General features: G+C 63.9%; 16 protein-coding genes. 7 read left to right on the top strand and 9 right to left on the bottom strand.

All coding sequences use genetic code 11. From position 1 onward, the window contains the following. Window positions 1–290: 290 nt before the first annotated feature. The 7 genes from LZC94_02240 to LZC94_02210 form a co-directional block, all read right to left on the bottom strand. Window positions 291–1,382: a YncE family protein gene (locus LZC94_02240; GenBank protein ID WXB16101.1), complete on the bottom strand. Its 1,092-nt coding sequence runs from the start codon at window positions 1,380–1,382 to the stop codon at window positions 291–293. A gap of 327 nt (window positions 1,383–1,709) precedes the next feature. Then, window positions 1,710–2,555, bottom strand: coding sequence for a M15 family metallopeptidase (locus tag LZC94_02235; protein WXB16100.1), 846 nt, complete (start codon window positions 2,553–2,555; stop codon window positions 1,710–1,712). An 89-nt stretch (window positions 2,556–2,644) separates the two neighbouring features. Next, entirely contained in the window at window positions 2,645–3,592 is a 948-nt protein-coding gene (locus LZC94_02230) for a PEGA domain-containing protein (GenBank protein WXB16099.1), read from the bottom strand. 19 nt (window positions 3,593–3,611) lie between these two features. Continuing rightward, a complete protein-coding gene (locus tag LZC94_02225; GenBank protein WXB16098.1) occupies window positions 3,612–5,327 on the bottom strand; it encodes a hypothetical protein in 1,716 nt (571 codons plus the stop codon). Window positions 5,328–5,554: 227 nt separating this feature from the next. Continuing rightward, the gene (locus tag LZC94_02220; GenBank protein ID WXB16097.1) at window positions 5,555–7,216 is read right to left on the bottom strand and encodes a protein kinase; all 1,662 of its coding nucleotides are present in this window, start codon (window positions 7,214–7,216) and stop codon (window positions 5,555–5,557) included. Window positions 7,217–7,515: 299 nt separating this feature from the next. After that, window positions 7,516–7,692: a hypothetical protein gene (locus tag LZC94_02215; GenBank protein WXB16096.1), complete on the bottom strand. Its 177-nt coding sequence runs from the start codon at window positions 7,690–7,692 to the stop codon at window positions 7,516–7,518. A 910-nt stretch (window positions 7,693–8,602) separates the two neighbouring features. Next, on the bottom strand, window positions 8,603–9,379 hold the full coding sequence (locus LZC94_02210) for a hypothetical protein (GenBank protein WXB16095.1): 777 nt from the start codon (window positions 9,377–9,379) through the stop codon (window positions 8,603–8,605). A gap of 179 nt (window positions 9,380–9,558) precedes the next feature. Here LZC94_02210 and LZC94_02205 point away from each other — a divergent pair, with 179 nt between their 5' ends. The 4 genes from LZC94_02205 to LZC94_02190 are packed head-to-tail and all read left to right on the top strand — an operon-like array spanning window position 9,559 to window position 18,717. Beyond that, complete coding sequence (locus tag LZC94_02205; protein ID WXB16094.1) at window positions 9,559–12,720, top strand: lantibiotic dehydratase; 3,162 nt, start codon at window positions 9,559–9,561, stop codon at window positions 12,718–12,720. Between the two features lie 11 nt (window positions 12,721–12,731). Continuing rightward, a complete protein-coding gene (locus tag LZC94_02200) occupies window positions 12,732–13,943 on the top strand; it encodes an HlyD family efflux transporter periplasmic adaptor subunit (GenBank protein ID WXB16093.1) in 1,212 nt (403 codons plus the stop codon). Then, on the top strand, window positions 13,940–16,624 hold the full coding sequence (locus tag LZC94_02195; GenBank protein WXB16092.1) for an ATP-binding cassette domain-containing protein: 2,685 nt from the start codon (window positions 13,940–13,942) through the stop codon (window positions 16,622–16,624). Before LZC94_02200 ends, LZC94_02195 begins: the two co-directional genes overlap by 4 nt. Then, window positions 16,621–18,717: an ABC transporter ATP-binding protein/permease gene (locus LZC94_02190; protein WXB16091.1), complete on the top strand. Its 2,097-nt coding sequence runs from the start codon at window positions 16,621–16,623 to the stop codon at window positions 18,715–18,717. Before LZC94_02195 ends, LZC94_02190 begins: the two co-directional genes overlap by 4 nt. A gap of 6 nt (window positions 18,718–18,723) precedes the next feature. On the opposite strand, the gene LZC94_02185 is transcribed toward LZC94_02190, so the two are convergent. After that, complete coding sequence (locus tag LZC94_02185; GenBank protein WXB16090.1) at window positions 18,724–19,128, bottom strand: hypothetical protein; 405 nt, start codon at window positions 19,126–19,128, stop codon at window positions 18,724–18,726. Then, on the bottom strand, window positions 19,125–19,547 hold the full coding sequence (locus LZC94_02180) for a hypothetical protein (protein WXB16089.1): 423 nt from the start codon (window positions 19,545–19,547) through the stop codon (window positions 19,125–19,127). The genes LZC94_02185 and LZC94_02180 overlap by 4 nt, the downstream gene beginning before the upstream one ends. A 16-nt stretch (window positions 19,548–19,563) precedes the next feature. Here LZC94_02180 and LZC94_02175 point away from each other — a divergent pair, with 16 nt between their 5' ends. The 3 genes from LZC94_02175 (at window position 19,564) to LZC94_02165 (ending at window position 23,493) form a co-directional block, all read left to right on the top strand. Further along, window positions 19,564–19,770 (top strand): hypothetical protein, encoded by a 207-nt coding sequence (locus LZC94_02175; GenBank protein WXB16088.1) that lies wholly within the window; start codon window positions 19,564–19,566, stop codon window positions 19,768–19,770. Between the two features lie 222 nt (window positions 19,771–19,992). Next, window positions 19,993–20,298 carry a hypothetical protein gene (locus tag LZC94_02170; GenBank protein ID WXB16087.1) on the top strand — a complete coding sequence of 102 codons (306 nt, stop codon included), beginning with the start codon at window positions 19,993–19,995 and terminating at the stop codon, window positions 20,296–20,298. A gap of 78 nt (window positions 20,299–20,376) precedes the next feature. Beyond that, window positions 20,377–23,493, top strand: a complete 3,117-nt coding sequence (locus tag LZC94_02165; GenBank protein WXB16086.1) for a M4 family metallopeptidase — start codon at window positions 20,377–20,379, stop codon at window positions 23,491–23,493. Window positions 23,494–23,568 lie beyond the last annotated feature (75 nt).

Genomic DNA, 23,568 nt, shown 5'->3' with positions numbered 1-23,568 from the left:
CGACGAATCCGACGGTCGCTAGGCCGCCCCAGCGGTTCCAGCGCGGGGTGCTCGCGCCGCGTGAGCCGCGTGCCATCCGGCCGCGATCGCTCGACTACCTCCATCGCGGCAGAGCGTCGGGGTCATTTTGCACCAATTCGGGCGCCGCTCGGTGGTGCCGCGTCGGACGGAACGAGGGCATGTGCTGCACGCGCCCGCCCTCGCCGACGTACCACACGGAAAGGCCTGCCGCGGCGCTCGAGAACAGAAGCTCGCCATCGCCGAAGAGGTCGCCCGCGGTCCCGGCGATCTCAGTGGCAGAAGGTCACGGTGTAGAGCGTGTCCTTGCGGTCGGCGCCGGCGGCGGATTTATCGACGATCCAGGCCTCGCCCAACCCAAACGTCACGTGATTCGGGTTCGCGTTCGTCGCGATGGTGTCGGTGACCACCCCCTTGTCCACGTCGACGACGGAGACCGTCGCCGCAACCCGATTGACGACGAGCACCTTTCCCGTCCAAGGATCCGCAGCGACGGACTTCGCGCCTTCCCCCGTCGCGATGCGCTTCCTTATTGTACCACTTCGCAGATCGACCACGGAGAGCGTGCCTGCGCCCTGGTCGGCCGTGTAGGCCGTGCGACCATCGCGCGACAACCCAATCGAGATCGTGCCCTTGCCCGCGGGGATGAAACGTACGGTATCGCTTCGGGATGGCACCTCGATGATCTGGCCGTTCTTGTGATCCGCAGCGTAGACGGTGCCCGTCCATTCGTTGACGGCCAACCCGCTGGGGCTCGTGCCCTGCACCGTCACGCGCCGCTTCTCTTCGAAGGTTCGAGTGTCGAAAGCGACAATGGTCCCATCGCCGAGGGAGCTCGCCCAGGCGAGGCCACGGACCTCGTCCACCACGACCTCACGGGCGTGCACGACACCGGGGAGCGAGGCGAGGTGCTCACCCGTCCTTTGACGGTAGACGGCGACCGAGTCGTTGCGGGTATTGGTCACCCAGACGTTATCATGCACGTCGTCGACGGCGACGCCATATACGGCCTCGATCGCGCCCGTCGCGGCATCGGTCACCGGCGGCACATAGGTCGCCAGGATCTCCCGCGTATGCGGATTGACCTTCATGAGCGAAGAGCTCTTGACCGGTGGAAGCCCCTCCGCGGACGTCACCCACAGCACGTCGTTCCGTACCGAGTATGCCGACTGATACAGGCCCACCGCGAGAGGCGAAGAGAGCACCTCCGGCACCGCATGGCCCGGCGTTACCGCCTGCGACGTGCTCGCGATGGACGCGCTTTCCACCGAATCCGCCGGCGCTCCCGCGCACGCGGCGATGATCGGCATCAAACCAAGGGCGAGGCGGGGGACGACGTTTTTGAATGTGACAATCATTTTCATGTGCGCTGGTGGGTATCATATGCGCTGCCCATGTCCCAGCAATAAAGTTCCCCCTCGCTCCCCCTCGCAAACCGATGTTTCGAGAAGGTCGGAAAGCAGCGACCGATCCAAGCCGTCCCGAACGTCGGTAGATGCCGGCCGCCCCCACGATCCAAGGGACGAGCCCGCAGACGGACCTACCGCCGTTACGCGCATCATCCGCACGTGCAGCATTGCGCCACCGACGCCACTCCGCGGTGCTTTTGCCGGCTCGCCCAAAAATCGACGCGCCGATGCTTCGAAATGGCGCCCGCTGCGAGCTCCTCCGCCTTCTTTAACGCGCCCGCGTTACTCGATGGGAAAATTGAAGTAGGTATTGGGGAAGGGTTCGTTCCTCAAGGTAAAGTGCCACCACTCTTCGGCCAACCCCTTGAAACCATGCTTGTCCATGATGCTCTGGAGCAGCATGCGCAGCCCGCGATGCGGACCGGGGAGCGCCGGGTTGTACGCGTGGGATTGCACATCGAAGCAATCGTACCCCGTACCGAAGTCGAGGCTGTTGTCTTTGAATCGCTGGTCGGCCGGGAGCGTACATTCGCGGAGAGGATCTCCCTCTTTGTAGACCTCCTGATCGCCGGCCGGCAGCGAGACGATGGTGAGATCCATCGTGCTTCCACGCGTGTGACCCGATTTCTCGGCAATGTACCCGTCGATGAACAATCGCGATTTGTCCACCGTGGGGTAGAACTCTTTCTTCATTTTCGTGTCAGCGAGATCTTTGGCCCACTCGACGAAGTGGTCCACCCCGCGCTGCGGGCGATAGCAATCGTAGACCTTGAGCGAGAGATTCATGGGCTTGAGCTCCGCCTGCACCCGGGCCAGCGCGGTGGCGGCAGGCTTGGTCAAATAGCACTTCGGTGCGTTGTAGCCCCGCACCTGTTTCCCCACGAAATTGTGGACCCCGTAATAGCGCATTTCAACGATGATCGTTGGATCGACGTCGGCGATCGAGACGAATGCCCAGCTGGGGCGGTGCGTGAGATCCCGGTCCGTCAGCGATTCCTCACCTCCCTCCGTGCTCGCTGCAGCCCCACCGCCTTCTCGCCCCGCGCACGCGGGCAAAAAGAACATACTTACGCTCGCAACGATGACCGAAGCAAGTTGCATCCGGAGATTAAGGCGCGCCTTCGTCATGGGACTCCTCCTTCGTGCTGTCGATTTTCGTATCCGGAACTATTTTTGATCTGACCCGATCCGCAATTGTCGCGCTACGGAATGGCTGGTTAGAAATGCCCGACGATACTCGCGCCAGCAGGGGTCAATCGCGCGGTCGCCTCGACCGACGACGTCTTCGACTTGAAGACCGAGAGATACAGCGCGACCCCACCGGCCACGATGGTCGCGGCCGTCAGCACGTCCGCCGTGACGGAGAGCGTGCGCGTCTTGCTACGTGCGTCGTCGATCTCCGACCTGGTCACCCCTCGGCGACCGATGGTGTCGTTCTCGGAGGAGTCGGCCTTGAGCGCCAGAAATCCAGTGACGCCCGCGCCGATGGCGAGCGCGCCGGTGGCGGCCCACGCAATGTACGGTGCATAGTCCGTGTCCGCTTTGGGGGTCTCTTGCGACCGCGGCGGATCGGTGAGCTCCAGGTTGACCTGAGTATTTTCGCTCCCCACGAACACGATGGATTTGGTTGCCGGGAACAGGCCCTGCTTCGTCGCCGAGATTTTGCGGCGGCCAGGGTTGACCAAGATCTTGTCGGGGAGCGGCGATTGCGCGACCGCCACGTCGTCGACCGTAATGGTCGCTCCCGAGACGTTGGTGGTAATGGTCACCGACGCGATGTTCGGTTTGAGGTCGGCAATTTGCTTGTTCACCTCCGCGCGCCGCTCCTCGCCGATTTCGGAGCCACCCTCGCTCAGATAACGCTCCAACGCGCGAAGCGCCTCGACGTAATCGTTCGTGGCCTGGTAACAAAGGCCGATGTTGTAGAGAATGCGATAGCTCGGGGCGAGCGCGTACGCCCGCTCGAACTCCGCGCGCGCCGCAGGTGCATTCCCTTCCTCGTAGATCTTCATGCCGCGTGCGTAGCGTGCGCGCGCCTCGTCCATCTTCGAAGATGGAGCGGAGCGCCCGCTCGGTCCGGTGGGCTCCTGCGCGAAGCTCGCGATCGGCGCCGAGGCGATGATCAGCGCGACGACGAGCGAAATGCGACGAAATTTCCTGTTCATCCCCATACCGCCTTCCATCTCACTTCAGGCTCGCACAACCCGTTTTATCGCCGACCAGCTGATGGGCGTTGCGGTCCCATGTCATGCTGAACTTCCACTCGTACGACCCGGGGTTGGCTACGGATTTGTCGAGGCAAACCACGGATGTCTCCGTCGGTGAGTCACCGGTGCTCAAATCGTAATCGAGCAAGGAGTAGAGGCCGTTGAGGTTGACGCTCTGCCCCGCCGCCAGGCGCTGCTTGATTTGTGCAACGTCCGTCGGGCCGACATTGAATGGATCGCCGGTCAGGAGGCGCGGCATGGCTTCGGCGATCGCCTTGCCCGTCAGCGGGCGCGTCGGGTTCTTTTGGGCCGCCGCGAACATGGCATAGATCATCGAGTAAACGCTATCGTACTCGACCACGTAGTTGTTGAGACCCGAGGCCACCGGATCCTCTTTCGGATCCGTGTACGCGGCGCGATAATTGAGCAGGAAGTCGTTGTACATTCGCGCATTCCAGGGGGCATAGTCGACGGCCACGATCCGCTGTCGAAGCTCCTCCCGCTTCGTCTCCATGGCGGGGAGCGCGAGGTACGCGGTGGCCCGCTCGATCGTCGGCGAGGCGATGACGTAGATCGGTTTGTAGGACGACGTGCCCCAGCGAGACACCCACTGGCGTTCGATGGCCGGCGCGATCCCTTTCGGGCTCTCTTTTTCGGCCTCCCAAAAGTCATTTCCCTTGTTCGTCGCGACGATGATGTGCGGGTGGTATTCCAAGAGATCGTTTGCGATCTTCGAGAGGTCGACGCCGGCGTCGTCGTTCGACGAGGTGTGGCTGAACTTCCTGAAGTGGTCGCTGGCGGCGTTTTGGCTCGCGTTCTTGCCCCCATTGAAATGGAGCTCGGCTTGAACGCTATCGCCGGTGGAGCTGAATACGACCCCGGTGCTGGTGACGAGCGCGACCTTGATGGGGTCCGACATGGGTGGATTCGTCGCTGCCCTGATCTTGGCCTCCACGAGCTGGACGATGGCCGCCTGCGCCGGGGCTTGAAGAGGGGTGGGCGAGATGCTTCGCCACACGAGCCCTTGATCGTCGAGGGAGGAGATCAAGGGCGAGAGCGACAGATTCGGCATCAGGAATATGCCGTTGGGAACGACATACTGCGGTACGACGATGTTGACGGTGATGGAGCTGTAGGCGTTGGTGATGATGCCCTGAATCCCCAGATCTTTGACGATATGATCGTACGAATGCAGCAGTCGGATGTTGTCGGGCTCACCCGCGACCTGCGATTCATCGCACTCGACGCCGATGATCGGTCGCGGGATGCCGTTCGGACCACCGGGCAGCCCCACGAGCGAGCGATTCAGCTCGTTCACCCCCATTTCAATCATATTGTACGAGATCTTTTGGGCGTCCGACTCCGAGCCGGTTTTCAGCCCGGTGAACGCGAACAGCACCGCGTTGTCCTTCATCTTCGCGTCGTGCGGTATGAGCGTATTGCACTCCGCGGTGAAGACGGGCACGCAGGGGCTCCCCGGTTTCTTGCAAATGTGAGGGGCACCATTGTTCTCGGCCGTGCACTTCTCGTTGGACGTACAGCCTGCGACATTGACGTCGACGCACACGCCGTCCGTCTGGGAACAAACCGTTTGCTGGAACGCCGACCCTCGCGACGTGCAATCGAAGTCCGTGCTGCATTGGTACTCGTTGCTGCGGAAGGCGAGCGTGCAGCTGGATGACCCGATGCTCACCGCAAGAGCAACGAGAGCCAGCGAACGTAGGGTACGCGCTCCAAGTTTCATCTTAATGCCCATGGATTCATGTCCTGCTCAATAAGAGAACCGAAATTGGATGAGTTTCGGTGAGAGGTGGGAGTGAAAGCTGCGAGATGCAAGGTGCGGGGTGCGAGATGCGAGGCGCGAGCTCGAGCGATCGAGGCCAATGGATTGGACGATGTGCGCTCGGCGGTGAATGCAGGCTATTTCCTCCAAGGGTCTTCTTTGTCGAGAGCTTTGCCCCGAGTCATCCCCGACGCGGGTAGCGGTGAGGGCGTGGGCGGCGCCGTCGATGCCTGCAGTGCAGGCGCTGTTGGGAGAGGCAGCGTCGCCACGGGTAGAGCTTGCGTCGCGTTGGCGGCGGGCGACGGTTGCGCGTGCGGGCGGCCCGCGGGCGGGCGCCATTGCGGAGCCGGTGCACGGCGCTCGCGTTCGAGGCTCACGTCGACGTGAACGCTCGCCGCGCGAAACGACACGACCACGGTTTTGGTCACGAAGCCTTCGGACTCGACGCGCACCGTATGATCGCGGCCATCGCGAGCAAAGGTGCCGCGCGGCGGCTTGCTCATCAACGCCTTGTCGTCGAGGAAGACTTGCGCGTTGCTCGGAGAGAGGTCGAACGTCACCTCCGTCTCCAGCTCCTGCTTTGGTTCGATCGGGGCTGCTGCCGACGTCAGGACGAGGCTGGCGACGGGAGCGGTGGCAACGGCCGCGGGCACCGGTGAGCGCGCGACGAAGGCGGCTACGATGAGCGCCAACGCGACGACCACGCCGGCTCCGGCCACACCCCAGTTGGTTCGAGGCCTGCGTATCGTGGGCGCGACCAAGGTCGGCACGGATTTGTTGCTCCCCGTTTCGATGACCGCGCTCACGGGCTCCAGCCGCGCTAGTGGCGCGATGCTCGCGCGCCCCGTGATCGATGGCGGCGGAGCCGACAAGCACGCATCGATGGCGGCTCGCACCTCTTTGCGGCGCTCGGCAAAGACGCGACTCACGAGGGCCGATACATCCGTGTACTTGGCCCCCCCGAGGGTCGTGAGGAGCTCCTCGAGATCCGCGTGCAGCGCCTCGGCCGTCGGATAGCGCTGCTCGACATCGACGGCCATGGCCTTCTTGCAGATCCGAACGAGTTCCTCCGGCGTCCCCGGGAGCGGTACCGGGGCCGGGATCTCACGCGCGGCGAGGCGCTGGAGCACTTCCATCTCGCTAGCCCCCAACCAGAGTCGTTGGCCATTGATGATGCGCCATAAAATGGCCCCGACCGAGAAGATATCGGCGCGCCGATCGATGGTGTTGGGGGAGATGAGCTGCTCGGGCGCCATATAAGCGATTTTCCCCTTGATGGTGCCCGCTTCCGTGTGGCTTTTGGAGTCGCTCGCCTTGGCGATGCCGAAGTCGAGCAGCTTGATGGCACCGTCGTAGGTGACGAAGATGTTCTGCGGCGAGACATCGCGATGGATCACGTTCAGCGGTGTACCGTCGAAATCGTTGAGCTCGTGCGCGAAGTGAAGCCCCGTGCATGCATCCGCGAGGATCCGCAACATGATCGGTAACGGGCGCTTGTAGGCTGGGAGCCGGAGCAATAGCGCGTCGAGGCTGTGCCCTTCGAGGTACTCCATCGCAAAGAAGTACCGTTTGCCGTCGAACCCCACCTCGTTCGTTTGGGCCACGTTCGGATGGTTGATACGCGCCGAGAGCCGCGCCTCGTCGAGAAACATGGTGCAAAACTGGGAATCGTTCGCCAGCTCCTCGCGCAGGAACTTGAGCACCTGCAGCTTATTGAAGCCGCCAGGCCTTTGAATGACCGCGAGCACGACGTCCGCCATGCCTCCACGCCCGAGCTCGAGGATGAGGCGATAGGTCATGGCGTCCCTTTTGAAAAGGCGACTTGCATGGTCGGCGGATGGATCAAAATCATTCACGGTCGTATCCGGCGGGCCCTCGAGCACGAATGTCAGCGAAAAAGATCTGCTCGTAACGGCGCCAGCGTTCGAGCGAGGCTGCCCCCGGTTCGCGCGGGGACGGGTGAGCCGAATGATGCGAAGGGTTGGACTGCACGTTGGCAATCATGACGCCCAGTCCCAAGCATGATCGGTGATTGATGCTAGCTCGCATTCATTCGTCCACCTGGATCCATCACCGTCTTCAACTGGCCGGAGAGCTCCTACTTGACGTCGTGCGCCACGCTGCTCCCGGCGCGGACGCCGGTACGCACTCGAGCGACTCGGACGGTCTCACGCACCAAGTTCAGTCGCTTCGATTTTTTGTCGCCATCGCGCTCCGTTTGAATGTGATTTTCGCTTTGGATGTCGCTGGTTACGTTCGATTTGTTGGAGCTCATGAATTTCACCTCGCCTGGAATACAGTTACCGGATGGTCCGTGGTGTTTACATTATGAATCGTTTTTGCGGCGCGCTGGCAGACGCGTGACGCGTGACGAAGAACGGGCGCCTCACGTCAATGAGCCAATTGATCCGGCACGACCAGCAAGACCAGCACGAAACGATCGGATCGACGCGCGCCAACGCTCGTACGGAAGACGGTTACGTATCGTTCGATGCTGGCATCGAAAAAGGACCCCCTTGAGCGCGTGCATAATGGGTTATGGCAAATGATTTCGCAAGAGACAATTGGAGCGAGCTAGAAGATTTTTTGCGACCGCAATATCGCTGCGGCCGTCCACACCGAGTTGCCGAGTGATCGATTCGATTGCGCCTCATCCGAGGAATAGCATTTGCGCAATGCCAATACACATTTTTATAACGTACGGATGTGATGTCCCTTCGAGCAAATTTCACATCGAATGCTTATGACCTGGCCATGCTCGACAACGATCCGAGATCAAAATGCCCTCGATGGATTAAAAAAAAGCCACGCACTCTTCGCGTCGCATCGGGCGCGTTGGCCGTAACGCCGTGGCGTTCGAGACCTCACGTGCGATGCGAGCAGGCATCACTTCCCGGCTCAGATTGATCGGTCGCTATCGGATCCAATGCGGGAGCTCATACCAATCCGATTCGTTGCTCGGGAAGAGCGGGCTGCCGGCACTGACCGGAAGTCACCTTGGACAAACGGTCGACGACCGGAATCATCGACGTCCAGCGCACGGACCGCTCGTCAATGCCCGCGGTCCTTCAGGGCTATGGTGATTGTGGCACATCATCGACACGAGCTTCGGCCTTCGATCGCGTATGATTCGAGCGCGGCGACGTTCGCGCCGCGGGCGACTTACCCTATGTCGTGCACATTCTTTAGCGCGTCGCGAGTTTGGCGTGTCCTAAATTCACATCGGCGAGATCGGCCATGTATTGTACCTCCTCCGCAGACAGGGGTCCGCGCGCGAGCCCGTCCAGCGACTCGCGGAGCTCGCGCGCGGTGCGAAAGGAGCACAGGAGACCGTCGAAAGCCGCGCTGGTCAGCGCAAAGCGATAGTAATCGGGCACTTCGGGATACCAGTGGTCGCCGGCCAATCCGAGCTCGGCGAACCGCTCCTTGGTGACATACGCATGCGTGCTCGAAAAATTGTAGAGCCGTGAGCCGGGCGCGCGCGGGGATAGAAACACGTCTTTTTCGGCGTTTCGATGGGAGGGATTGTAGCGAATGAATGCGACATCCACGAGCGACTCCTCGAGCGCGCGCATGCTCACCCGGCGATCGTGGAACGTTGCCCCCGTCGCCCGCACGCCCGGAACGTCTCCATCGCGATGGCCCCGGTATGCGGGCAATCGTTCCAGAAAATCTCGTTCGTATGCGCCGCCGATGACGGTGACGTCCAGATGGTGAAGCCCGTGGACGGAGTCGAGGACCTCGTGGAACGGCAGCACCGTAAACTCCACTTGTGTGACATACGAGACGGCCAGCACACATACCTGGTCCCGTACATGGGGCCCGCGCTCGAAGAGCAACTCGAGCCCCCGTCGCAACGACGCATAGAGTGGCCAGTGCATGTCCGCGGACACGAAGAAGGCATTGATGCCCGCGTCAAAAGCTGCGGGAACGACATCCGGTGCACCGACCCACCCGATCACGAAGGGACTGATTGGAATGGAGTGCGCCCCCAGCAGATACCGCTGAGTCGGCGCCGGAAAGGAACGAAGAACCGGTCGCTCAATTGTTCGGTCGGAGGTTGACATTGGGAAATGCTGTCCAATGTATCGCAAGTACGCAGACGAGTAGTCCACGATTGCGCGAGGCTCGAAAAACGAACATGATTCATGAGCTCGTACATCACGGCGAATGTGTGGTTCGCACACCGCTTCTTCCTTTCGACGTGCTCCTGGATCATTTGACGCGGGAACGTTTGCGCGCGGTGGTCGAGAACCCCATCGTTCGGGAAGCCCTATTTCTCGCGTCCCCTACCCTCGATGCGGCGCTCGATGCCTGGCTCGAGACCCCAAACGCCCCACGGGCGAGCCATGTAGAAATCGTCCTCTTCCGATACGTGTCGCGCATGGCAACTCGCCCAACTCCATTTGGGCTATTCTCCGGATGCGCGGTCGCGCGCATCGCTCCGTCCACGTCGCTCGCCGTCGGCGTCCCACGCGAATGCCGGCGAAGCTCTCGACTCGATACGCACTATTTGACGCTGCTCGCCGAGAGCATCCAAGGTGATCGGGCCGTTCGCCAGGCGCTGCGGGTTCAGGCGAATTCGTCCATCACGCGGGGCGAAGATGAACTGCGGTACGTCGAGGCAACCATGGACACCTCAACCCGTGCCCGCCAATTTCATCTCGTGATGGTGGACCCCATCCCAGAGTTGGCAGTCGCCCTCGACGCCGCACATAAACCAACGACATGTAGGGAGATTTGCGACTCGATTGTGCGCCATGACTCGGAGGTGTCCCGCGAAGAAGCCGCCGCATTCGTCGACGCCTTGTTGGACGCGCAAATCCTCGAATCGAAGGTTCACCCCGCCGTGACCGGTGAAAATCTTTTGGGCGCATATGCCAACGCGCTCACCGCGACGGGCGCTACGAGCGCGATCGGCGAGCGGCTGATGAGCGTTGAGCGTGCCCTGGACCGCCTCGACGGGTTCGGGCTCGGCGCCCCGCGCGACGCATATCGGGCGATCGCCGCGGAGCTCGAGGAGCTCCCGGTCCAGCCCGATCCCGCACGTCTTTTTCAGGTCGACCTCTTCAAGTCGAGCGCGGGATTGCATGTCGGCGAATCCGTGGTAGCCGAGGTACGACGGAGCATTGCCTTGCTCCATGGGATGACCCCCCACCGTGGAACCGCCGCGATGCGATATTTTCGCACGCGGTTCGAGGAGCGTTATGGTGAGCGCGAGATTTCCCTCGCCGAGGCCCTCGACGACGAGGGTGGGTTGGGATTCGATTTGCCTGGGGTCGCCGCGGCCGATCCATCGCCGCTCCTCGTTGGCTTGGTGCTGCCGGACCTGCAGGGAAAGGAACCCGCGATAAGCCTCCCAGACCGACGAAAGCTTCACCGCGTGCTCGGACTACTTGCATCGGGGGAGCGCGAATGGGCACTCGACGACGCGGATCTCGCCGCCCTCCAGGTGACGCACCCTGCCCCGCTACCCGACGCGCTCGCGGCGCTGGTCTCCATTGGTGCGCGCTGCAGCGAGGCGGTCGACCTCGGTGAATTCCAACTTTGTGTGCACGATGTCGGCGGCCCATCCGGTGCGAAATTGCTCGCGCGATTCTGCCATGGCGACCCTGCGATCCGCGCCCTGGTCGGCCACCATCTGCGCGCAGAAGAGCGACTCCGCCCCGAGGCGATTTTCGCAGAGATCGTCCACCTTCCCGAAGGCCGGCTGGGTAATATCCTTTGCCGCCCCGTCCTTCGTTCCCACGAAATCCCTTATCTGGGCGTCTCGGGAGTGCCGAGCGAGCAGCAGATCCCGATCGACGATCTTCGCGTATCCGTGCGCGGCGGCGCCGTCAGGCTGCGATCCGCGCGCCTCGGTCGCGAGGTCTTGCCGCGACTCTCGAGCGCGCACGATCATTCGTCCGCGTCGCTCGCGGTCTATCGATTCCTCTGCGAGCTCCAATACGAGGGTGTCGCGAGCTCCTTGCATTGGGATTGGGGGCCGCTCGAAGGCGCGCCCTTTTTGCCGCGTGTGCGGCAGGGCCGCGTCATCCTATCGCTCGCGACGTGGACGGTGGAGAACGACGACGTCGAACACCTCGCTCGCGACGCAGCGTACCGCGCCCGCCGCGGTCTGCCGCGTTGGGTGTGCGTCGTCGAGGGCGACCATCTTCTTCCACTCGACCTGGAGACCGAGACGGCCGCCCCGCAATTGGTCGCGCTCGCACGAGGCCGCGAACGCATCCGCCTTCGGGAGCTCTTTCCCAGCCCCGAGAACATGTGCGCCGCCGGCCCGGACGGACGCTACGCGCACGAGATCATCATCCCTCTCGTACGGGCGAAACCGTCGACGCCCAAGTCGCTCCGCCCGATCTGCGCGCCGTCGATCGCGCGGACATTCTGCCCGGGCACGGAGTGGCTCTACATGAAGCTCTACACCGGTCCCGCGTCACAGGACCGCGTGCTCCGTGCCATCATCGCTCCAGCCTTGAACGAGCTGCGCGCCGGGCGAGCCATCGAACGCTGGTTCTTCATTCGTTACGCGGACCCCGAACCACACCTGCGCGTTCGGTTCCAGGGCGATGCGGACCGACTTCTGCGCCATGTTCTCCCGCTTCTCCGCGATCGGCTCGCGCGGCCGCTCGCGTCGGGTCGTGTGGCGCGCTACCAGTTGGACACCTACGAGCGCGAAATCGAACGCTATGGGGGGTCGCGGACCATGCTCCTCGCGGAGCAAATCTTTTGCGCAGACAGCGACCTCGCGCTGGCAATCGTGCACGCGACGACCGGTGATGCAGGCGCCGACATTCGCTGGCGCGCAGCGCTTTACGGGATGCACATGATCCTCACCGACGCCGAGGTCGGCCACGATGCGCGTCGGGCGCTGGTCGCGCGCGCGCGCGACGCATTTGCAGCGGAGCATCGTCTGGACACGCCGGCTCGGCGTTCCCTCGGGGCGCGCTATCGCACCGAACGAGCCGACGTCGAGCGGCTGCTCGGCGGTGCGCCGATCGACGACGATGGGCTCGGCGCGTTGATGCCCATGTTCCGAGCTCGTTCCGCGACCCTCGTCCCCTTGCTCTCCGAGCTGCGAAAACTACGCGACGCAGGGGAGCTGGAAGCACAATGGGATGATCTCCTGCGCAGCTTCATTCATATGCACGTCAATCGCATCATTCGTGACAACCAACGCCCCCACGAGCTCGTGCTCTATGAATTTTTGCTCCGTACCTACGAATCGATGGCGGCGCGAGCGCGAACGTCGGCTCCTTCGAGGGGTCGATCGCATGACGGCGCCGTGCCCATCGAGCCAGCGTAGCCCGGAACGCCATGTCCAATGCATTTTCACGCACCCTCCGCGCGCTCGATCGAAGCTCCATGGAGCGCTCGCACGTCCCCGCATTTGCGGCCATCGTCGTTCTTGCCGCGTGGACGGCTTGGTTGCTCCTGGCCAAGCTCTCCGTCTACGAAACCAGCGAGGCGGCGCGGCTCGAAGTTACCCGCGCGACGCACGCCTTCGATGCGCCCATCGCCGGGCGCGTCGTGAAAACGAGCTTCGCCCTCGACACCGACGTCACGGAAGGCGACATCCTCGTGGAGCTCGACGCCGAGCCGCAGCGACTCGCCCTCGGCGAAGCCAATGCAAAGGCCGCGAGCATCACCTCGAGGCTCGCGGCGACCCGGGCGGAGCTCGATGCCGAGAAGCAGGCGCTGGCCCACTTTCGACACCAGGGAAAGGCGACCATCGACGAAGCGACGAGCCGCGTCGAGGAAGCTCGAATCGCGAGCGCACACGCGCGCGATGAATACGAACGAATCGACCGCCTGCAGAAGAACGGAGCGATTCCGGAGATCGACGCGGTCCGCAGCAAGGCCGATGCGCAGGGCAAGTCGGCCGCGGAGGCCGCGCTTCGCGCTCAGCAGAGCAAGCTCGAACGCGAATGGATCACGGGGCAATCCGACCGCGGTACCCAGATCGCGGCCCATCGACTCGACGTCGTCCGCCTCGAAGGCGAGCTCGCCCAATTGACCGCCCAAATCGAATCCCTCCAGCACCAGATCGAGCGACGCCATGTTCGGGCACCGGCGAGCGGGCGAATCGGAGAAATCAGCCATGTGGGCCCGGGCTCCTATGTCGAAGAGGGGGACCGCATGGGCACCATCGTCGCAAAGGGCGATTTGCGCGCCGTCGCCGAGTTCAAACCCGCGTCCGCGTTTGGACGGATCCGCACGGGCCAACCGGCGCGCATCCGATTCGATGGATTCCCCTGGACCGAATATGGAGAAACACAGGCGCAGGTCGCTGGCGTCGCCGCCGAGGTGCGCGATGGGCGCGCGCGGGTCGAGTTGACCATCACCACCGTCAACGACCGGATCCCGGTGCAGCATGGCCTCCCCGGCAACGTAGAAGTGGAGGTGGAGCGCACCACGCCCGCACGGCTCATCTTGCGCGCCGCCGGGCAGCTCGTTCATCGGCCGGGTGCCCCGCTCTCCGAGCCTCCCCCGTCCCGTGCCCCCTTACCGCGTATTACCCGACAATGAAGCGCCGGTTTTTGGCGCCCGAGGTGATTCAAACGTCGCAGATGGATTGCGGCCCTGCCGCGCTGACATCGCTGCTCACCGGACTCGAAATCCCGGCGAGCTACGGGCGACTTCGGGAGGCTTGCCAGACGAACGTGGATGGTACGTCGATCGACACGCTGGAGGAGCTCGCCGTGCGTCTCGGGCTGGACGCCCTGCAAACCATATTGCCAATCGACCACCTCATGGCCGGCGATCCATTTCCCTGCCTGCTCGTCACCAAAGATCCAGCGGGCGCGCCGCACTTCGTCGTCGCGTGGCGTCGCGTCGGCGAACGAATCCAGCTCATGGATCCCGGGCGCGGCCGGCGCTGGATCGATTTCGCGACATTGCGCGATACGACATTCATCCATCGAACACCGGTCTCCGCAGAGACGTGGCGCGCGTGGGTCGCGTCGGAGGAGTCGGAGCGCGCATTCGCGTGCGCCTTCGCCCGGCTCGGCGTTCGCGCCGGGAGAGCGCGCCTCGTCCAAGCGGCGCAGCGCGATCCAACCTGGCGCTCCTATGCGGCGCTCGACGCTGCGCTGCGCATGGCGCAATCGCTCCTCGCGAAAGATGCCATCGAGCGCGGCCCACAGGCTGCCTCGCTCGTGTCCTCGCTGTTCGAGCAAGCCATTCGAGACCTGCATCCCGCCATTCCCCAGGAAGCGACGCGCTCGACCATACCCGACGTCTATTGGTCCGCCACCCCCGCCCCGCCGTCCTCGGAGGGCACGGAGCAGGTGATGCTCCAGGGCGCCGTGCTCGTACGCGTTTTGGGCCGGCGGTCGAAATCGGATTTACGCGCGTCTCCCGAGCTCGATGCCGTCCTTCGCGAACCGCCTCCGCGGCCACTTCGTCATCTGGCGACGATGTTGCGTAAAGACGGTATTCTTGGCCCCACCGTGCTCGTTTTGTCGCTCGTCGCCGCGACCCTCGGCGGCGCGATCGAGGCGTTGGTCCTCCGCGGCACCTTGGAGATCGGCCGCCAGCTCGGGGCCGTGGAACAAAGGCTGGCAGGCACGCTCATGCTCGCCATGCTCTTCGCCCTCCTCCTCGTGCTCGATCTGTCATTTGCCGGCGGTGTGCTTCGCATGGGTCGCCACCTCGAGACACGGCTGCGCGTGGCCTTCCTCTCCAAGATTCCGCGCCTGCAAGACCGATATTTTCAGAGCCGCCCCGCGTCGGACATGGCGCATCGCTGCCACGCGATTCACCCGGTGCGCGAGGTCCCTCCGCTCGGCGGCCGGCTTCTGCGGAGCGTCCTGGAGCTCCTGGTGGTCGCGACCGGGCTCATTTGGATCGACCCCGAAAGCTGGCTACTCATCGCATTGGCGGTGGCCGTGTCGACCATGGGACCTTGGTTTGCCCAACGCTCGACGTCCGAGCGGGATCTGCGCGTGCGCTCGTTCGACGGCGCGCTGTCGCGCTACTACCTCGATGCCTTGCGGGGGCTCATGCCCGTGCGCGCGCATGGGGCCGAGGCAGCCTTACGCCGCGAGCAGGCCGCGACGGCGATGGAGTGGGCGCGGGCGGGCTTCGATCGGCTGCGCGCCTCGGTCGGTATCGACGCGATTCAGCAGATCGTCGGATCCACGCTCGCCGTCCTCGTCGTCTTTGCCTATTTGGTCCATTCGCCCGAGCCAGCGGCCATGCTGCTTCTCGTCTATTGGGCGTTGAATGTCCCGGCGCTCGGGCAGGAAATCGCGCGCACGGCGCTCCTCTATCCGTCGATGCGCAATCGGCTCCTTCGCTCGAGCGAGCCGCTCGGAGCGCTCGAGGACGACGAGGCGTCCGCGCCTTCACCTGCCTTGCCGCGCGACGTCGCCCCCGATGCGCACATCGTCTTTCGCGATGTCTCGGTGCGAGCCTCGGGGCACACGATCCTGGACGGCGTGAACCTGTCCATCCCCAAAGGGTGCCACCTCGCCGTCGTCGGCGCTTCAGGCGCTGGAAAATCGAGCCTCGTTGGCCTCCTCCTCGGTTGGCATCGCCCCGCTTCGGGCGAGGTGTTCGTCGACGGTGCACCGCTTCGAGGCGCGCACCTCGAACGCGTACGCGGCGAGACGGCATGGGTCGATCCGTCCGTCCAACTGTGGAATCGCTCGCTGCTCGCGAATCTTGAATATGGCGCAAGATCGAATGCCCAGGGTCGAATGGCGACCGTCCTCGAAGACGCGGAGCTCTTGGGGCTCGTGGAGCGATTGCCCGATGGCCTCCAAACGACGCTCGGCGAAGGAGGCGCGCTGGTCTCCGGCGGCGAGGGACAACGCGTGCGCCTCGGTCGTGCCCTGATGCGCGCGGATAGCCGCTTGGTCCTCCTCGACGAAGCTTTCCGCGGTCTCGACCGCGATCGACGCCGCGCCTTGGTGACGCGCGCGCGCGAGCGATGGCCAGCGGCCACGGTTCTGTGCGTGACCCACGACGTGAGCGAGACCCGCACATTCGATCGCGTTTTGGTCATGGACGAGGGGCGCGTCGTCGAGGACGGCACGCCTCTGGAGCTCTTGGGGCGTGAGGGCTCACGGTACGCGGCCATGATCCGAGCCGACGAAGATGCACACCGGACCATTTGGAATGCAAAGGAATGGCGGCGCGTGACCGTCCGGGATGGGCAACTCTCCGAACGCGCGCCTGCCGCCCACGACGAGGCCGGCGCGTGAAGCTCGATGACTCCCTGAGCTGGCCGATGGATCGCGCAGGCGAGGCGATGGCCACGCTCGCGAAGGCCGCGCACCTTTCGCCAACGGCGAAGGGACCAACGACCCTCGGCGTGGAGGATACTGCGCGCACCTTGGGACTTCAGGCGGACCGACTCGTCGTGAGCTTCGCAGAGGTCGAGGCACGGGTATGCAACGCAGCCCCCGCGCTCCTCCGAATCGGTCCGAGCGATGCACCACGGATCATCGCGCTCATCCAATCGAACCTCGAACGCGCACGCATCGTCACCCCCGACCACAGCGTACGCGCGGTCTCCCTCGATGCCGTGCGCGACGCGCTCTTCGTCGACGCGGAGCACACCCACGGCGGCCCCGTCGACGCGCTCCTCGAGCGCATTCCTCTTCCGCCGCGACGGCGCGCGCTCGCCCGCCGCGCATTGCTGCGCGAGCACGTCGGAGCACGGCTGCGCGATGCCGGATGGACGATACGTTTATCCCCTTCCGCGCCATTCCTCCGTCAACTTCGGAGTGCTGGAGTATTGCGAACGCTTCGCGCCATGATCTTGGCGCACGCCGTGAGCCTCGTCCTCTCGCTCTTCGCGTGGTGGGTCATCGGCCAAAGCGTGCTCGCTGGACACCTGGACCGCGGCTGGCTCGCGGCCTGGGCGCTGCTTCTCCTCACGTCGATCCCAATTCGCGTACTTACCATTTGGTGGCAAGAAACCGCGAACATCGGCGCTGGATTGTTGCTCAAAGAACGAATCCTTTTTGGCGTGTTGCAGCTGGATCCCGAGGAGGTCCGCCGCCAGGGAATGGGCGAGCTGGTGGGGCGCATCATCGAGATCGACGCGCTCGAGGAGCTCGCGATGCGCGGCGGATTCGTCAGCCTGGCGGCGTTCATGGAGCTCGCCATCACGATTTTCGTTCTGGCGCTCGGGCCTGCGGGCATCGCGTCGGTGCTCCTCTTCGTCGCCTGGCTCGCATTCGCAGGCCTGCTCGTGCGACGTCTTACCGTTCAATGGCTCGCGTGGTCACGCGCTCGAATTGCCATGACCAACGACACCGTCGAGCGAATGCTCGGCCACCGTACGCGGATCGCGCAGGAGCCGCCCGGCGATTGGCACGTCGAGGAAGATGGCGCCCTCGCCGCATATTCCGAGCACGCGCGGCGCGTCGATCGGACCAGCGCCCTCATCGCCGGTTTGCTCCCGCGCGGATGGCTCCTCCTCGGCCTGGCCGCGCTCGGGCCCGCGTTGGTCGCGCAGTCGGCCTCGACCAAAGAGCTCGCGGTCGGAATCGGCGGCGTGCTCCTGGCGCGCAATGCGCTCATGCGTATGACGGCGGGGCTCACGTCCCTCGTCGCCGCGTTCGCGGCATGGCGGCAGGCCGCGCCGCTCTTTCACGCTGCCGCGCGATCCCATCCGGCCCCGGCGACGGATCCCCGAACCACGGACCACGAGCGCATCGAGCCAGCGCGCGCAGATGGGGCGGTCCTCGACGTACGCCATGTCGCATTTCGCTATCGCCCCCATGGCCGAGCGGCGCTCCAAAACGTCACGCTGCGCATTTGCCATCGCGACCGCGTGCTGGTCGAAGGCCCCTCGGGCGGAGGCAAATCGACGCTGGGCTCCCTCCTCGCCGGCTTGCGCACGCCCGAATCGGGGCTGCTTCTCTTCGGCGGGCTGGATCGAGCGTCGTGGGGCGCTGGATCCTGGCGCCGGCGCATTGCGGCCGCGCCGCAGTTTCACGAAAATCATACGTTGTCGGACACGTTTGCTTTCAATTTGCTCATGGGCCGGCGCTGGCCACCCCAAGGAGACGATCTCCTCGAGGCGGAAGCCATATGCCGCGAGCTCGGTCTCGGCCCCCTGCTGGGGCGCATGCCCGGCGGCTTGATGCAGCGGGTCGGCGAAACAGGTTGGCAACTCTCGCACGGCGAACGAAGCCGCCTTTACATGGCCCGCGCTTTATTGCAATGCGCCGAAGTCGTGATTCTGGATGAGAGCTTTGCCTCGCTGGATCCCGAGACGAAGACCTTGGCGCTTCGTTGTGCTTTGAAACGGGCGCCGTCGCTCGTCGTGATCGCGCATCCATGACCGTTCTCACCCTGGGAGCACGACGGGAGCGGGCACCTTCGCACCGGGCGTGCGCCACTTGACGCAGACTCCGTAGCCATGGGCGATCGTGTAGCCCAGCTCGACCCTCAGGTGCACGATGGCATCGCACCCGAGGTCACGCCCGCGCGCCCGCAGCGCGCTCACCACGTCTTCCGCGGTGGCGTCGCCGTCGTAGCCGACGGCTTGAAGCATGGCGAGCTCGTAGAAGTCCTCGGGCACGGCCTGCTCGTCCATGTAAACACGGACGTCGTCGCTCACGAGGCCGCGGGGCTCGCGCAGAACCACCGCATGCACATCCGTGTAGCCGCTGCAGCCCGCGGCGCCGGCGATCGAGGGCGCGGCGAAGGCCGCAACGAGCGCGGCGCGAAGGGAGCCGGTGCGATGGATCATGGATTTTCCTCGAATGGAGCCGAAGCCGCTTTCCCCGGAACATCGGGCTGATTCGGCGCACGCAGGGCGTGTCCCCGCATGCTGACGACCATGATCTCGCGCGGATAGGGATAGGTGGCCGACGCGCCGAGGCATGCGTCACGCGGGCCGCACGTGTATCCGATGCCCCTCGCCATGTAGCTGACGATCTGAAAGCGCGCGCTGACCTGCTCAATCCACGCCGCGTTGCCTCCGAGCTCCGCCACCCGGCGCGCAAACTCGGGCAGGAGCGTCTCGACCGCCGAATTGTCGCCTCGCGCCTGCACCTCGACGATCCCGAGATCGTCCGCGCCGGGCGGCGGCGACATGGTGTAGATGCCGACCGCGCCCGAGCGCGCCGGTAGCTTCAGCGCTCCGGTGCGGCTCGCATTCGAGCGCATCGCTGGGGAGCAGCCCATGGCGGCAAAAGAGAGGGTCGTTGCGCATACGATGGAGATAAAGCAGCGCACGGATAGCAGCATCGTCGAATTCACGATGTCCGCAAGCTTCTTTTCCGCTCCAAGCCTTTTTGAATGGCAACCATTGGGCGACACGGCGGCCCCGCCGTTTCAATCGTTGAGGTTCGACGGGGAGGAGCTTCGCATTTGGAAGGTTTGGCGCTAGCTCGGCCGGATGGGGATGCGCAGCCCACGCATGGCTCGGGTGGCCGGCATCCGCTCGAAAGATGTATTCAAGACGTCAAACTCGACTTCCAAGCGTGGCTCACCGCACGTCGCGATGCGAGCTGTCGGCCGAGAGCGACGCGCTCGGCGAGGAGCTCGTCACCTGGATGGACGAGCAGGTCGTCCTCGAAAAGAGCGGCTGGGCACCGAGCTTTGCGAACGCGTGGCCGCGCGTCTGCAGGGCGCCGATCCGGCGAGCCTTCGCAGGCGCCGCCGCGCATATTTGCAATGGTTCGATGTGCTGCGCAATGTCGCCGAAGACGATGCTGATCGGGATATGGCCTTCGGCCCCGACGACGTGGGATCCGCCGCGCGACGCGAGCTCGCAAAAGATGGTCGGCCGGAATGGCGGAATGCCCTCTCCGCGCTGCTCGATCGGGCCACGCGCGCCCGCTGGGAATGGATGCGCGGTTATCCTTCCATTCGCGATCGCCGCGCGCGGCTCGAGGCGCGGCTGGGCGCGCGTTGACCGAACGACGCGCGAATGGATAGCCGCGCGGGAAGCGCGGCGCCGAATGCTTCGTAGCGTGGCGGAAAAAGATGGATTGTGCGCCATTCGTTCGAGCTGGCGCGCGCACCATGCGCGAGAATAATGGAGCGCTTGCTCCGTCCAAGAATGTTGGCGACTCAGGATGGAGCATACCCTGACAAGGAGGACGATGTGCGCTCGAGAAACGTGATAGTCTCAATTCTCGTTCTTGCCGGATCGATGGCGGGAACCTTTGGCTGCCAATCCGAGAAAGGCCCGACTCCCGGGCAGCCTTCGGCGGACATGCAGCAAGCGGTGACGGCAAGCGTGGCGCATCTGGCGCAGCATGCAGCCCTGTACGGGCTGGGCGACCCCGCGGATTTGAAGCCCATGAAGGTCTTTCGCGACGAGGCGGCTCGAACGCATGTTCGTTTGCAGCAGACCGTGAAGGGCGTGCCGGTGTTCGGAGGCGAGGGAATCACGCACCTCGCTCCCGATGGCACGGTCGCTTCGGTCACGGACGGTTTTATCCGCGATGCGACGGTCGACATCGTCCCGACCATTCCCCACGACCAGGCGATCGCCGAGGCCCTCCGGGTCGAGGGTTGTTCAAACTGCCTCCCGGGCGTCGCGCCTCCAAAAGCCGCTCTCACCGCGGCCCCAGAGGCCGATCTCTGGGTCTTTCGCGATGACGGGACGGCGCATCTCGCTTGGCGCGTGCAGCTGCGCATCCTCGATGGCACCAAGCGAACATCGATGCCGGTGGTCTTCATCGATGCGCACGACAAGTCCTTTTTATGGCGCTACGACAATCTGCAGACCGGCACCGGCCACTCGCTCTATAGCGGCACCGTCTCCATCGATACGACGTCTCATTCGGGCGCCTACTACATGGAGGACCTCCCGCATCGACTGGGCACCTTCGATCTCCGGAACCGCTCCGAGATCACCAACCCGGAGCGATTCACCGACGCCGACGACACCTGGGACGCTCCATCGCAACGGGCCGCCGTCGATGTGCACGACAATGCACGGAAGACGTGGGAGTACCTCCAAAATGTCCTCGGGCGCAATGGCCTCGACGGAAACGGCGGCCCCTCGGAGATGACCGCCATCGACGGCGTGACGCCTCTTTTCGTATCCAAGGTTCATTTCGGCACGAATTACAACAATGCCTTCTGGGACGGTACGAGCGTGACCTACGGGGACGGCAACGGCACGAACTTCTCGCCGCTGGTGTCCCTCGATGTGGTCGCGCACGAAATGATGCACGGCGTAACCCAGCACACGGCGAACCTTCTGTATTCTGGCCAATCGGGCGCGCTCAACGAATCCTACTCCGATGTATTTGCCGCGCTGGTCGAGCGATACGTTCGCGGTGAGAGCAGCGATATGTGGAAAATGGGGGAACAGTGCTTCACGCCGGCCATCCCGGGCGATGCAGCTCGGCATCTCGATGACCCGCATCTCTTGAATCATCGTACGGTCCAGTACACGGACGACGACGATCCCGATCACTACATCGAAAGGTACCGCGGGGCTTCCGACAACGGCGGTGTGCACGTCAATTCCGGCATCGCGAACAAAACATTTTATCTGCTCGCGATGGGTGGGAGCCACCATCGTGGTGGAAGCATGACGGGCATCGGGATCGATGCTGCCGCGGCCATTTGGTACAAGGCCTTGACCACCTACATGACCTCGCAGACGTCCTTTTCGATGGCATCGCGCGCCACGTACGAGGCGGCGGCCGCCCTTTACGGCTATGGTAGCCCGGAGGTAAAAGCGGTGGTGAAGGCTTGGACCCTCACCGGCGTCGGGGTCGATCTCACGCCACCCGACGACATTGTCATCAAGGAGCCCCAACACGGGGACACCATCATCGCTCCCACGACAATCCGAGGTTATGCGCACGACGACACCGGCATCCAGGCGGTCGAGGTCTATGTCGACGGCGCGCTCAAGAAAACGGTCTACGGATCGCCCTTCGAAGTCCAGTGGAATACCCTCGAATCCGGAAATGGTGTCCACAACATTTTCGTGAAGGCGTACGACCTATCGGGGAATGCCACGAACAGCGCCTCGATCAATGTGACCGTCGCGCACGAGACGACGCCGCCAACGACGCGCATCACGGATCCCGTCGAGGGCCAAGAGGTGTACAATCAGTTCACCACCTACGCGGTCGCGAACGACAACGTGCGTGTCGCACGGGTCGAGTTTTGGGTCGATGGATCGAAGGTGAATGACTCATTTTGCGACCCGGATACCAGGTGTTGGTTTCAATGGGATAGCCGCACGGCGCCGAACGGGCGCCACACGCTCGTGACCAAGGCGTACGACACGGTCGGCAACATGGGCGAGAGTGCCCCCGTGAATGTGGTGGTGATCAACAATCAGGTACCGCCGACCGTGTCCATCACGTCACCCGCGCCGGGGGCTACGGTCGGCGAGGTCGTCACCATCGCGGCGGCCGCGAGCGACGATGTTGCCGTCAAGGGCGTCGACTTCCGGATCGATGGGAAATATGTCGGAAGTGTCGAAACGGCGCCCTACGAATACATTTGGGACACTCGGGATTTTGGCAATGGCCCCCACACGCTGAAGGCCATCGCTTACGACAAAGTCGGAAATACCGCGACGGCCGAAATCGCGGTGACCGCGAAGAGCGTCACCTTGGCGGAGTACGATCCGATCTCGAAGGCGCCTCGTTGCAGCACCATCGCTCCCCGATGCGATACCGGCCCGCGCCTGGTCGAGAAGCGCGGCCCCCTCGAGCCCAATGGGCCCAATACCATCGACGGGTGCGCCGATGGCACGGAGAGCACCGGCGGCTACCTCTGGCTCGATCGCGTCCGCATTTTTACCGACGACGGCACCAAGCTCAAAGCCGGTAAAAAGGTCACCATCGAGGCGAATGTCTTCGGCTCCAACGCCATCCTCGACATCTACCACGCTCCCAGCGCGTCCAATCCGCGGTGGACCTTGATCAAGAGCCAACCCCTCCTCGGTTCGCATGCCAAGCTCTCGGTGCCCTTTACGTTGCCGACCTTTGGTGGTGGTCTTCAGGCGATCCGCGGCATCGTTCGCCTGAGGGACGATCCACCGGGGGCATGCGCAGGCGGTTGGTACACCGATCGCGATGATGTGGTGTTTCCAGTCGCGTCGATCCTCGGTGCCGCGGACGACGATTGAGTCGCGCGGAACGGGGGTTTGGCCGCATTTGAGCACGCTTTTTTCGACCATTGTCGGCCGGCGTCGCGCGAAGGT

The sequence above is a fragment of the Sorangiineae bacterium MSr11954 genome (genome assembly GCA_037157815.1).
Classification (GTDB): domain Bacteria; phylum Myxococcota_A; class Polyangia; order Polyangiales; family Polyangiaceae; genus Pendulispora; species Pendulispora albinea.
This window is presented reverse-complemented; position numbering and strand designations above follow the sequence as displayed.